The following is a 12,530-nucleotide window of genomic DNA, read 5'->3' on the forward strand; positions in this document are numbered from 1 at the left end:
CCGAGCAACCAGTCGAAGGACTCGGTCTGGAGAGCGAGAAGATCAGGAACTTCGAGCGGCTCCTGAATTCGTGCGAAAGACACACGACGGGGACCGGCGGGTATGGCGGAGGCGTTGCGCGAGGCTGCCACAGATGTCCTTCCGGAGGTACGGATGGAATCGAACTGCGCGCACGCCAAACGCCCCGGGATGATCCGGGGGCGTCAACAGACGGCGCGAGGGAGCATCATAACGCAAATGACAAACAGATTGCCATACATACTATAAGCGTCAACCTCGCTGCCGCTTTCAGCTTGTCACAGCCCGAGTGGCCTCGTCAACTTCTTACGGTCGCGGTGCGCGTCGACGCCATCCGCCGACCGCCTCGTGGGCGTCTTCCCGCCCGTCGAGCAGGACGGAGCCGGGTGGTCTCACCGTCCCCAGGAGCCGGGCCGGCACCTCCGCCGTCGGTGGAAGGCGCGACGCGAGCACCTCGGCGGCCGGCGGGAGACGACCGGTCAGCCGAGGTCCGCCTCGTGCACCAGGATCGCCGCCTGCACCCTGTTGGCCAGGCCCAGCTTGGAGAGCAGCCGGCTGACGTGCGCCTTCACCGTCGCCTCCGTCAGCTTGAGCTCCCGTCCGATCTCCGCGTTCGACAGGCCGCGGGCCAGTGCCCTGACCACGTCCTCCTCCCTGGCGGTCAGTGACGCGAGCCGGTCGCGCGCGGACTCGGCCCGGGAAGGGGCCTTGTCGACGAACGAGCCGATCAGCCGCTTGATCACCGTGGGAGACAGCATGGCCTGGCCCGCCGCGACCGTGCGGACGGCGGCGGCCAGCTCCCGGGGCGGGGTGTCCTTGAGCAGGAACCCGACCGCGCCGAGCCGTAGCGCCTCGTGGACGTATTCGTCCAGGTCGAACGTGGTGAGCATGATCAGCTTGGGCGCGTCGGGCGCGGCCAGGACCCGGGCCCCGGCGATCAGGCCGTCGGTGCCGGGCATGCGGACGTCCATCAGCACGACCTGGGGCCTGAGCCTGGCGGCGGCGGCGACCGCCTCGTCGCCGTCGCGGGCCTCGCCGACGACCGCCATGTCGCCCGCCGCCTCCAGGATCATCCGCAGCCCGGACCTGACCAGCGCCTCGTCGTCGACGATCAGTACGCGGATCATGCGGCCGGGATCCTGGCCAGGACCTGGAAGCCGTCCTCGTCCCCCGGGCCGGCCTCCAGCCGGCCGCCGACCAGCTCGACGCGTTCGCGCAGGCCGACCAGTCCCCAGCCGGAGCCGGGCAGCGCGCCGCGCGTCCCGGCGGAAGATCTGTTGCGCACGGTGACCTCCAGCTCGACGGGCCGGTAGCGGACGGACACCTCGGTCTCGGCGTTACCCGCGTGCTTGTGCACGTTGGTCAACGCCTCCTGGACCACGCGGTAGGCGGTGCGCTCCACGATGGGACTGAGCGGACGCGCGGCGCCCTCGTCGTGGCGGTTGACCACGATGCCCAGCGCGCGGGACTGGTCGAGCAGCCGGTCAAGGTCGGCCAGCGTGGGCTGCGGGCCGCGTACAGAGTCGGGCGATCGCAGCACGCCGAGCACCTCGCGCAGGTTGCTCAGCGCCTCCCTGCCGGCACCGCTGATCAGCGCCGCGGCTTCGGCCGTGCGCTCGTCAGGAGCGCTGACCTCCAGGGCGCCGGCGTGCAGGACCATCAGCGACACCCGGTGCGCGACCACGTCGTGCATCTCCCTCGCGATGCGCGCTCGCTCCTGGCCGCGTGCCTGCTCGGCGCGGAGCACCTGCTCGCGCTGCAGCTGTCGCGCCTGCTCGCGCACCGCGTCGAGCACCTGCCGCCTGGCGCGGACCCACAGCCCTGTGAGCAGGGGCAGGGCGAGCAGCGCGCCGCCCATGAGGACCGCGTTGGCGAAGGTGCCCACGACCAGCGCCCGATATCCCCCGTCGCGGTAGGAGGCGAGACCGCTGAGTGCGAAGACCGCGGTCGCGCCGCCGATGTAGAGCCACAGGTCGCGGCGGCTCAGGCGCGTGCCCGCGTAGTAGGAGGCCGCGACGGCGGCGGGCCACATCACCAGCCACGCGTAGGCGATGGCGCCCACCGCGGCCAGCGGCCACAGCGAGCGCCTGGCGCGGGCCGCGGCCACTCCCGACGCGGCGGCGACGGCCGCGAGCACGGGGGCCGGCAGCGCCGACTCCACTCCCATCGAACCGGACGCCGAAGCCATGGACAGGAGGAACACCGCCACGCCGAGCGCCCACGGCGTGATCCGCTCGACGATCTCGAACCTGCCGTGTGTCATGGCCAAGAGGCTATAGGGGGAGCTGGGCGGCGCCCCCCTACGAAAGTTGCGGGTGCCGGGTAACTTTCGCCGAGGACGGTACGGCCGGGCCGCACCGCATGGTGAGGGCATGAGGAAAACAGCCGTCGCGAGCCTGCTCGCGCTCTCCGCACTCACCGGCATCGGTACGGCGGCCGCCGCGGCGTCCGCCCCCACACCCGTGCCCACGTCCGCCTCCGCCCTCAGACCCGCCCTGCCCGCGCCGACGGGCGGCCACGCCGTCGGAAGATCGGTCATGCACCTGATCGACCCCAGCCGCCCCGACCCGTGGGTCGCCGGCCAGGAGGCGCGCGAGCTGATGGTCTCGGTCTGGTATCCGGCGCGGAAGGCCGTGGGCAGGCCCGCGCCGTACGTCACGCCGCAGGAATCGGAATTGATCATCAAAAGCGTGCCGCAGCTGAAGGACGTGCCGCCGGACACGCTCGCCAGGACGGAGACGTACGCCCGCGTCGACGCGCCCGCGCTGAAGCAGAAGGGCGGTTGGCCGCTGGTGGTCCTGTCGCCCGGCATGACGTTGCCCCGCGCGACGATGACCTCGCTGGCCGAGGAGTTCGCGAGCCGGGGCTACCTGGTGGCGGGCATCGAGCACACCTACGAGTCGATCGCCACCACCTTCCCCGACGGCAGGACCGTCACGTTCGAGGCGGGCAGGGGCGGCCAGACCCCGGAGCTGGGCGCGAAGGTCGCCCGGGTCAGGGCCGCCGACACGGCGTTCGTGCTGGACCGGCTGGAGGGGAGCAGGCGCTGGGGCCGGCTGATCGACGAGAGCAGGATCGCGATGGTGGGGCATTCGGTCGGCGGTCAGAGCGCCGCGCACCTCCTGCCCGGGAGCCGGCGGATCAAGGCCGCGGTCAATCTGGACGGCTCCTACAATCCGAGGACGCCGGCGGAGCCGGTCGAGAAGCCGTTCATGATGATCGGCAACCCGAGGCAGGCGCCGGGCGCCGGCGGGGGCAACGGCTCCTGGGACCTGTTCTGGCCGCACGTGACGGGTGACTGGAAGCGGTGGCTCACCGTGACGGGCGCCGAGCACATGAGCTTCGTCGACTACGCGGTGCTCCAGCCGCAGCTCGGGCTGCCGGAGTACCCGCTCGACGGGGAGCGGGCCATAGAGATCACTCGCACGTACGTCACCGCCTTCCTCGACCTGCACCTGAAGGGCAGGCGCCAGCCGTTGCTGGACAGGCCGTCGGCCGACCACCCCGAGGTGAGATTCCACTGAACGGCCGTGCAGGTCTGAACGGCCGTACGGGTCCGGCCGGGCGTGGGTCCGCACGGAGCGAAGACCGGTGCGGTCAGCCGACGGCCTGATGGTCGCCACGTGCCCGGGAGCCGCGGCCAGGAGCACGGCACGCCCCTGCTCGGTGGGGGAGATCACCCCCCCGGGCAGGGGTGGCCTGACGTTTGCGGCCGCGGAGCGGGGGCAGCCGAGGCGGTGCCCAAGGCGGTGCTAAAGGAGGGTTTCCATGCTGCGGCAGAAGCGGGCAGTCGGCACGGTCGCGGTGATCGCCCATCAGAAGAAGTCGATCGGGGGCGGGCTGGACGAGCTGCGCAGGCTCCTGGCCGACGAGGAGCCCGGCAAGCTGCTCTGGTACGAGGTGCCCAAGAGCAAGAAGGCTCCCAAGCAGGCGCGCAAGGCGCTCAAGGAGGGCGCCGAGCTGGTCCTGGTCTGGGGCGGGGACGGCATGGTACAGCGCTGCGTGGACGCGCTGGCCGGCTCCGGGGTGACCGTGGGCATCATCCCCGCCGGGACGGCCAACCTCCTCGCGCAGAACCTCGGCATCCCCGAGGATCTCCCCGAGGCCGTGCGGATCGCCTTCTGGGGCCAGAGCCGGGAGCTCGACCTGGGCAAGGTCAACGGTGAGCACTTCGCCGTCATGGCGGGACTCGGCTTCGACGCTGAGATGATCAAGGATGCCGACCGGGGGCTGAAGGACAAGCTGGGCCGGGCGGCGTATGTGTGGACCGGGCTGCGGCACGTCCGGGGCGAGCTGGTCCGGATGGAGGTCAAGCTCGACGGGGTGAAGTGGTTCGAGGGGGAGGCCAGCTGCCTGCTGCTGGGCAACGTCGGGACCATCACCGGGGGCATCGAGGCCTTCGACGACGCGCGCCCCGACGACGGATGGCTGGAGATCGGCGTGTCCACGGCGAAGGGGCCGATCCAGTGGGCCCGCGTGCTCGGCCGGATGAGCGCCGGGCGGTCGGACGAGTCACCCTTCGTCCGGATGACCCGGGCGCGCAAGATCAGCGTCAAGCTCGGCGCGCCGATGACCTACGAGCTGGACGGCGGGGCCAAGGACTCCGTCACCCGGCTCAAGGCGAAGGTCGTGCCCGGTGGCATCACCGTCCGGGTCCCCGTGCCGGACGGCCCCGACGGCCGGACCTGAGCGTCTCCGGCAGGCCGCGGGGCCGTCCTGTGGCCTGCCCGGAGGGATCGGCCTTCCCTGTCTCGGAGACCCGGGGCCGGGTCCGATGACGCCGGAGGTCCTGTTGAGGCGGAGGTCGACGCGTCAAAGCTCTACGGCGGGGCCGTGGCGGCCGGGGAGGAGCGGACGCCGGTCACGCGGGGCCGGTGTCCGCCCGCCCGTCCTGTGCGGTGGCGACGGTCATCTGGAGTTCGGTGACCCAGCTGTCGCGGTCGTCGTGCGGACATTCGATGCTGACCTCCCGGGCCAGCCCGACGCTGCGGTAGCCGTGCTCCTCGATCCAGTGGGCCAGCGCCTGGAACGTCGGGCCGACCTCGTCCATCGAGCCCCGATGGATGATCGTGGCGGCCGTCTCGATCGCCGGCAGGTCCACGATCGCGAAGTCGTGCTCCCCGGACGCCTCCGCCGTCACCTCCACCCCGGCGTGCACGACCACCCGGCCGTCCGCCTCCGGCTCGTAGCAGGCGATGCCGTACCCGGACGGCGTCACCCCGGCCCGGTCGAGCCGCCGGAACAGCTCGCCGTACAGGGGCTGGATGACGGGGCTGATCTCCTCGCTGTCGTAGCTCGCCGCGACGGCGGTGAGCTCGGCCAGCCGGACCGGGGCGACCCGCTTGAGGACAACCTCTTCGATGCCCATGTGTCCTTCCCTCTCCATCGACCGGAGCCTCGCCTCGACCCGGAGCAGCCGCGCCGTGTCGGCGGCGATCCGCTCCTCCAGCTCCGCGCGGCGCAGCCGTACCATCCCGTGCAGCTCGGCCGTGCTCACCTTCTCGTCGAGGATCGACCGCACCTGCTGCAGGGTGAATCCGAGATCCTTCAGCGCGATGACGCGGTTGAGCCGCGAGAGCTGGTGGGCCTGGTAGGAGCGGTAGCCGCTGGCCGGGTCGACGCGGGCGGGCCGCAGCAGCCCGAGCGCGTCGTAGTGGCGCAGCATGCGCACCGACACGCGGCCGAGCTGGGCGAAGTCTCCGATGCTGAACATGATGCTTCCAGGTGTAGAGGCTCACACGGTGTCAGGGTCAATCCTGTCCTCGGCTCCTCCGGCGCGGCGCGGGAGGCCCGCCGTGCCGCCGTTGACTGCTACTGACGGGTAAGCATAGGTTCCCAGATACCGACTGGTCGGTTTAAGGAGCTTCTATGCGGGTGCGGGACAAGGTCGTCGTGGTGACCGGGGCCGCGAGCGGGATCGGGCGGGCGATGGCCCTGCGCTTCGCCGCCGAAGGGGCGGCCGGGGTGCTGGTGGCCGACCTCGACGGGGCGGGCGCGAGCGAGGTGGCCCACCGGATCGGCGAGCGGGCGGTGGCCGTGCGGACCGACGTCTCCGTCGAGGACGACGTCCGCGGCCTGGTCACCGCGGCGGAGGGCAGCTTCGGGCCGGTCGACCTGTTCTGCTCCAACGCCGGGATCATCACCGGCCACGGGCTGGAGGCCACCGACCCGGAGTGGACCCGGACCATCGCGGTCAACGTCCTGGCCCACGTCTACGCGGCGCGGGCGGTCGTGCCCGGCATGGTCGAGCGCGGCGGGGGCTACCTGCTCAACACCTGCTCGGCGGCCGGGCTGGTCAGCTGCCCCGGCGACGCCCCCTACGCGGTGACCAAGTCGGCCGCCATCTCCTTCGCCGAATGGGTGGCCATCCACTACGCGACCAAGGGCGTCAAGGTCAGCGTGCTCTGCCCGCAGGGCGTGCGGACCGGCATGTTCGAGCAGGGGATCGCCGAACAGCACCTCACGGCCAGGGCGGTGGGCGCCTCCGGCGCCATCCTCGACCCGGACACCGTGGCCGAGGAGGTGATAGAGGGGCTCGCGGCCGAACGCTTCCACATCTTCCCCCACCCCGAGGTCGCCGAGTTCGTCCGGCGCAAGGCCGACGACCCCGACCGCTGGCTGGCCGGGATGGCCCGTTTCGTCGATTCCCTGGAGGCATGATGACCGACATCCGGCTGGCCCGGCAGTCCTGGCGCCGTCTGGAACCCGTCCACGGGATGATCTATTTCGTGCCCGAGGCCACCGAGCGCTACGCCGCCCTCGGCCTGGAGCCCCACGCTGGTTACTTCGCCTCCCGCGGGGCGGCCTTCGGGGCGGCCTCACCCGAGCTGGTCATTGCGACCTTCTACAACTTCTGCCCTGCCCTGGTACGGCAGGCGCTCCCGGCCGCCTGGGACGTCACGACCCCCGAGAAGGTGATCGAGGCCCGCCTCGACGCCGCGGACGCCGCCCTGCGCCGGGTGGCCATCCACGAGATCCCGGTCCTGGCCGAGACGGCGGCGCTGGCCAGGCGGGCGGCGGAGAAGGTCGGCGAGCACGTGCAGGGCCGCCCGCTGGCGGCCGCGCACGCCGCGCTGCCGTGGCCGGACGGCCCGCTGCTGGAGCTATGGCACGCCCAGACCCTGCTGCGCGAGTTCCGCGGCGACGGTCATGTCGCGGCCCTGCTGACCGAGGGGGTCGGCGGGCTGGAGGCGCTGATCCTGCACGGCGCGACCGGGCAGATGCCCACGATCTTCCTGAAGGTCAGCCGGGGCTGGCCGGAGGAGCAGTGGGCGGCGGCCGAGGAGGGGCTGCGCGAGCGCGGCCTGCTGGAGGGTGACGGGCTCACCGAGGAGGGCCGGGCGCTGCGTCAGCGGATCGAGGACCGCACCGACGAGCTGGCCCTGCCCGCCTACGCCGCGCTCTCGGAGGAGGAGCTCGCCCGGCTCGCCGAGCTGGCCCGGATCTTCGGCCGGGCCGTGGTGGACGCGGGCCTGCTCACCTTCTCCGCCTGAGGCCGGCCCCGGTCCGGGGCCGGCTCGGGTCCGAGGCCGGACCCGGACGGGGCTGTCCTCGCCTGAGACCGGCCCCGTCCGGGAGCAGTCCCCGCCTGAGGCCGCCCCTGGCCCGCCGGGCGGTTCAGGTGAGGGCGGCGGAGACTCCCGCGCCGATCAGGGCGACGGCCCACACGGAGTCGAGGTTGAACCACGCCTTGCGGAGCACCGCGACCCCCAGCCGCTCGTAGACGACCAGAGCCAGCGCGGTGGTCGCCGCGAGCATGGAGAGCGTGTGGATCGCGGTCGTCAGCAGGCTCTGCGAGACCAGCGCGGCGGTGCCGTGCCCGGCGCGCAGGGTGATCGGGAGCACCATCAGGCCGGCGCCGTGGGCGGTGGCCATCAGGAACGACCACCCGGCCAGCTGCAGGCGGGAGACCTTCATCCCGACCCAGCGGGGATGGCGCCGGCGCACCAGCCGCCAGACCCCGAACCCGCAGACCAGGGCCGCCACGCCGTACGAGACGAGCTTGGGCGGGGCGGCCAGGCGGGCCGCCGACACCAGCGCGAGCGTGATCAGCACCGACCCCGCGTGGCCGAGCACGATCGGCGGCAGCGCGCGCAGCACCGCCGCGCGCGAGCGTTCCTGCAGGCCCAGGGCGACCGCGAAGAGCCAGCCCATGGCCGGGTTCAGGCCGTGGAAGGCGCCGAGCCCGGCCAGGACCAGCACCGACGTCAGGTCCATCGGGTGCGCCCCGACAGGGCCGTGGCCGGGGCGGCGGTCACGGGAAGCAGTAGGAGTCGGATGAGGAGTCGCCTCCCTGCAGGCGGATCTGGTGGGCGCGGCGGCCGTCGGAGGCGAAGTCGACGAAGAAGGCGGGATCGAGGGTGAGCGAGCCGTCGTCGGCGACGTCCACCTTGGCCATCCAGCTGGAGACGCCGTCGGGGTAGAAGACGTCGTCCCAGGAGCGGTAGAGGGAGTTGGTGAAGTAAACCCGCCGCCCGTCCCTGCTGGCCTCGACCATCTGCGGGCCGCCGTTCAGCGCCCGCCCGGGGGAGGCCGGGTGGGGGTCGCGCCGGGCGATGCCGCCGATCCGGACCGAGCCGGTCTCGCGGGGATCGAACGGGTCGGAGACGTCATAGGCCTTGAGCTCGCCGGTGCCCCAGCACGAGACCAGCAGGATGCGGTCGTCAAGGGTCAGCGAGATGTCGGTGACCAGCGGCGGCACCGCGCCGAACTGCTTGAGCGGCTCCGGCAGCAGGTCGGCCGGGGCCGGCTCGGCGGGGATGGTGATGATCTTTTGGGCCTTCCAGACCCCGCCGTCCAGATGCCAGGTGAAGATGTTCGCCGACAGGTCCTCGACGCTGATCACGGTGTTGACGAAGCCGTAGGTCTTGGTCGGGTCGTGGGCGGGACGCAGCTCCAGGGCCATCTGGTGCTGGTCGCCCAGGTCGATCTCCTGCAGGTGCCTGCGCTTGGTCAGGTCCCAGACGTGCAGCCGGTGGCCGTACTCCCGGCCGACGAGCAGCTCCAGCGAGGGGCCCGGCTCGATCTGGTTCGGCGTGCCCCACTCACTGGTGATCATCGTGTCGTGGCCGAGGTGCCACCAGAAGTCGTAGTGCAGCGCCTGCGACCCCCGGTCCACCTCCCAGCGGCCCTTGGGCTCGAAGGTGTCGTGGTCGAGCGTGAACACCCCGCCCGGCGCGTCGCCGTCCACGTTGCCGAGCGCGCTGACGTAGACCGCGTCGGTGCCGCAGTGGACGGTGTGCGGACGGCTGTAACCGGTCTTCTCGAAGATCGTCTCCGGCTCGATCGTCTTGACGAGCTTGGGGTGCCGGGGATCGTCCTTGACGTCGAAGATGTAGATCCGGCTGGAGCGCAGGCCCGGCAGGACCAGGTAGCGCCGCTCGACGTGCGGGTGCGGGGCGTACGGGCACAGGGCCGAGCTGCACACGTTCCATCCGAAGTGGTGGAGCTCGTCGCCCGGCACGGACATGTCGTGCACGCTGGCGATCGACCCGTCGGACAGGTCGATCGTGGCGAGCCCGTCGGGGCGCCCGTCCCCGGCGGCATCGAGCAGGGCGACGTAGGCGAGCTCCTCCCGCGGGGCGGCCATGGCCTCGCGGGCGGACGGGTAGAAGGTGGGATCGGGCTGGATGAGCGCCATGGGGACTCCTCTGCCGAGATCAATATCCCACTAATGTTGTAGGAAAACTCTCCGCTGTCTAGGGGTCATTTTACGTAATCGTCCTGGAGGGCTTGAGTCGCCCCTCCGGTCCGCCCCCGGCGGTCCCGGACGGCCGCTGACGGCGGCGCGGAAGCTCGTGCCGTGCTTGCGCGGGACCGGGCCGACGGGCGGAGATTCGGCCTGAACTTAATCAGTGGACGACCGTTTCTCCGCCCAGCAGCATCTGGAGCAGGCGCCCGGGATACGGGGTGCCGAGAAGCAGGACAACACGAAGGCGGTCATGCACATGTCAGTTGACAGCTCCCCCTCCACCGATACCGCGATCGGGAGGAAGGCCAGGCTGTTCCGCGCCCTGAGCGCCGAGCCCGTGCTGGTGCTGCCCAACGCCTGGGACGCCGCCAGCGCGACTGTGATCGCCGCGGCCGGCGCCACGGCGATCGCCACGACCAGCGGCGGCGTGTCGTGGTCGCTGGGCCGCGGAGACGGGCAGCGGCTCAGCCGGGGCGAGATGGTGGAGGCCGCGCGGCGCATCGTGGACTCCGTCGACCTGCCGGTGACGGTCGATGTGGAGGGAGGATACGGACCGGCCCCGGCCGATGTCGCCGCGACGGTGCGGGCGGTGGTCGGGGCCGGGGCGGTGGGTGTCAATCTGGAGGACTCCACGGCCGTCGGCGGTCCGCTGTTCGACGTCGCCGAGCAGGGCGCCAGGCTGCGCGCCGCCAGGGACGCCGCGGCCGCGGCGGGCCTGCCGGAACTGTTCGTCAACGCGCGTACCGACGTCTTCCTGTTCGCGATCGGCGCCTCCGACGGCCGGCTGGGCGAGGTGCTGGCGCGCACGGAGGCGTACGCCGAGGCGGGAGCCGACGGCATCTTCGTCCCCGGCCTGCTCGATCTGGACGTGTTGAGAACTCTCTGTGCCGAGTCGCCGCTGCCGGTCAACGCGATGGCCGTCGCCGGCGGGCCGAGTGTCACCGAGCTCGCGCAGGCCGGGGTGCGCAGGATCAGCGTGGGCACCGGGCTGGCCCAGGCCGCCTACACCGCCGCCCGCAGGGCCGCCGCGGAACTGCTCGGCGCGGGAGGTCTCACGGCACTGGACGGCTCGCTGGACTTCAGCGAGCTCGACGTCCTGTTCCGTCGTTGATCGGGGCCGGGAGGACGGCCCGCACAGGGGGACCGAGGGGCCGACGCCCCGGTCGGCGGTTCTCCCGCCGCGCTGCGGCCGTGCGAGCCGGCCGGCGGGCGTGATACGACGGTGCGATGAGCGACGAACTCCATGCCAGGGCCGTTGACACCTTCATCGAGGCCGCCAACGCCTCCGATCCCGAGCGGCGTGCCGCCCTGCTGGGCCGTGCCCTCACCGACGACATCGTCTTCTGGGGGCCTCTGGGGCGCGGTGTGGGGCGCGAGGCCGTCGAGGACTTCATCAGCGAGGTGGTCCAACGCCATCCGTCCGGGGCCTGTCGTATAGTCCGGACCACCCGGGTGGACGCGCCGGACGAGTGGGCCCGCTACGGCTGGCGCTACGAGAGCGCCACCGGCGAAGCCCTGCTCTCCGGCATGGACACCGTCCATGTCACGCCGGAGGGCGGTATCGACGAGATCGTCGTCTTCGCGGGCCCGCTCACATAAAGGGCAGGGGGAGCCGGTGAGGGGCTGGGAGAAGCCGGTGAGGGGCAGGGGGGCCGGTGAGGGGCCGGGAGGAGCCGGCCCTCACGTGAGATCGCCGCCTGGGCGTGCGCGCCGGCCCGCCGTGGTGGGCCGCGGAGGCCCACTCCGCGGCACCCGTCCCGCCGCCACCTGCGCGGCGTCACCGGCGGCGACGCTCTCCACGGATCCCTGCCCGGGACACCCGGCACCGTCCTGGACGCCCGGACGGCGATCCTCGGCCCGGGCACTCTGACCCTTCTCGCGACGGTCCGCGCCCTCCGGTACCTGTGGGGGCCGGACCGCTCCGCCGCGACGCGGCTTACGCCCCCCCCGGACGTCGAGGGGCGTCCCGGGATCGAGCTCCGGCATCGGGCGCGGCCGGCGGGCGCGGGAGCGCGAGGCACCCTTGCCCGTCCGGGGCGCAACCCTCGCGGAGACCCTTCCGGTTCATCCGGCCTTGCCTGTCGACCATCCATTGGATAGTTTTGCTATCCAGCATCTAGATAGTCGTGCTATCCAAGGATGGGAAGCCATGTTCGACCTCGTCATCTTTCTCGTCGCCGCCCTGCTGGGCTTCCGCCTGCTGGGGGTGCTCGGCATCGGCCGGTTCGGCACCTGGCAGGCCGGCGCGGCACACGCGATGGCGGCCATGCTCGTCGTCACCGCCAGCGCGCATTTCGTCCCCGAGAGCGTCACGGTCATGCCCAACCACGCCGACCTGGTGCGCATGGTGCCGCCGTCCGTGCCGTATCCCGATGTCATGGTCTACGTGACCGGCGTGCTGGAGCTGCTCGGCGCCGCGGGGCTCGTCCTGGCCGCGACCCGACGGGCTGCCGGGATCTGCCTCGCGCTCCTGTTCGTGCTGCTGCTCCCGGCCAACATCTACGCCGCGGTGTCCGACGTGCCGTTCGGCGGTGACGAGGCGACGCCCCTGTGGGTGCGGATCCCGGAGCAGCTGCTGTACATCGCCGTCGTGCTCTGGGGGGCCAGGTCGGCTCCCCGCGGGTCCGTCCGCGCCCTGCGCCACGAGCTCGTCGGCTGAGACGGGAACGGGGGTGGCGCGGCCGGGCCGGCGGGCCCCTTCGCATGAGAGCCCAGCCGGGCTCTCATGCTCCGCCTTCGCCTTCACCTGCAAGGCGTGCAGCTGATCCAGCTGCATCGCGGCGATCCTCGGATTCCGCTGCGCGATCCGATACGCCACCCG

Annotated in this window: 12 protein-coding genes; 7 read left to right on the forward strand and 5 right to left on the reverse strand. The window is 72.2% G+C overall.

Annotated features, from left to right (window positions below; translation table 11 throughout):
- Positions 1-497 precede the first annotated feature (497 nt).
- Complete coding sequence (locus ACWDS7_RS40560; protein ID WP_451933599.1) at positions 498-1,145, reverse strand: response regulator; 648 nt, start codon at positions 1,143-1,145, stop codon at positions 498-500.
- Positions 1,142-2,281, reverse strand: a complete 1,140-nt coding sequence (locus ACWDS7_RS40565) for a sensor histidine kinase (protein WP_451933600.1) — start codon at positions 2,279-2,281, stop codon at positions 1,142-1,144. Before ACWDS7_RS40565 ends, ACWDS7_RS40560 begins: the two co-directional genes overlap by 4 nt.
- 109 nt (positions 2,282-2,390) lie before the next feature.
- Between ACWDS7_RS40565 and ACWDS7_RS40570 the strand changes: the two genes are divergently transcribed.
- On the forward strand, positions 2,391-3,542 hold the full coding sequence (locus ACWDS7_RS40570; protein ID WP_451933601.1) for an alpha/beta hydrolase family protein: 1,152 nt from the start codon (positions 2,391-2,393) through the stop codon (positions 3,540-3,542).
- 244 nt (positions 3,543-3,786) lie between these two features.
- Positions 3,787-4,707 carry a diacylglycerol/lipid kinase family protein gene (locus tag ACWDS7_RS40575; protein ID WP_306866527.1) on the forward strand — a complete coding sequence of 307 codons (921 nt, stop codon included), beginning with the start codon at positions 3,787-3,789 and terminating at the stop codon, positions 4,705-4,707.
- Between the two features lie 172 nt (positions 4,708-4,879).
- Here ACWDS7_RS40575 and ACWDS7_RS40580 read toward each other — a convergent pair whose 3' ends face one another.
- The gene (locus tag ACWDS7_RS40580) at positions 4,880-5,731 is read right to left on the reverse strand and encodes a MerR family transcriptional regulator (protein ID WP_451933602.1); all 852 of its coding nucleotides are present in this window, start codon (positions 5,729-5,731) and stop codon (positions 4,880-4,882) included.
- A 155-nt stretch (positions 5,732-5,886) separates the two neighbouring features.
- On the opposite strand from ACWDS7_RS40580, the gene ACWDS7_RS40585 reads away from it, so the two are divergent.
- Together ACWDS7_RS40585 and ACWDS7_RS40590 are read left to right on the forward strand one after the other, a co-directional pair.
- Entirely contained in the window at positions 5,887-6,678 is a 792-nt protein-coding gene (locus tag ACWDS7_RS40585) for an SDR family oxidoreductase (RefSeq protein ID WP_451933603.1), read from the forward strand.
- Positions 6,678-7,511, forward strand: a complete 834-nt coding sequence (locus tag ACWDS7_RS40590) for an SCO6745 family protein (protein ID WP_451933609.1) — start codon at positions 6,678-6,680, stop codon at positions 7,509-7,511. Before ACWDS7_RS40585 ends, ACWDS7_RS40590 begins: the two co-directional genes overlap by 1 nt.
- A gap of 124 nt (positions 7,512-7,635) precedes the next feature.
- Here ACWDS7_RS40590 and ACWDS7_RS40595 read toward each other — a convergent pair whose 3' ends face one another.
- Both ACWDS7_RS40595 and ACWDS7_RS40600 read right to left on the reverse strand, forming a co-directional pair.
- Positions 7,636-8,235 (reverse strand): hypothetical protein, encoded by a 600-nt coding sequence (locus tag ACWDS7_RS40595; protein WP_451933604.1) that lies wholly within the window; start codon positions 8,233-8,235, stop codon positions 7,636-7,638.
- A 37-nt stretch (positions 8,236-8,272) separates the two neighbouring features.
- Positions 8,273-9,658, reverse strand: a complete 1,386-nt coding sequence (locus ACWDS7_RS40600; RefSeq protein WP_451933605.1) for a selenium-binding protein SBP56-related protein — start codon at positions 9,656-9,658, stop codon at positions 8,273-8,275.
- Between the two features lie 214 nt (positions 9,659-9,872).
- Here ACWDS7_RS40600 and ACWDS7_RS40605 point away from each other — a divergent pair, with 214 nt between their 5' ends.
- The 3 genes from ACWDS7_RS40605 (at position 9,873) to ACWDS7_RS40615 (ending at position 12,368) form a co-directional block, all read left to right on the forward strand.
- A complete protein-coding gene (locus ACWDS7_RS40605) occupies positions 9,873-10,820 on the forward strand; it encodes an isocitrate lyase/PEP mutase family protein (RefSeq protein ID WP_451933606.1) in 948 nt (315 codons plus the stop codon).
- Positions 10,821-10,936: 116 nt separating this feature from the next.
- Positions 10,937-11,308 carry a nuclear transport factor 2 family protein gene (locus ACWDS7_RS40610; protein ID WP_451933607.1) on the forward strand — a complete coding sequence of 124 codons (372 nt, stop codon included), beginning with the start codon at positions 10,937-10,939 and terminating at the stop codon, positions 11,306-11,308.
- 550 nt (positions 11,309-11,858) lie between these two features.
- A complete protein-coding gene (locus ACWDS7_RS40615; protein WP_451933608.1) occupies positions 11,859-12,368 on the forward strand; it encodes a DoxX family protein in 510 nt (169 codons plus the stop codon).
- The last annotated feature ends 162 nt before the right edge of the window (positions 12,369-12,530 follow it).

This window comes from Streptosporangium sp. NPDC003464 (assembly GCF_053588315.1).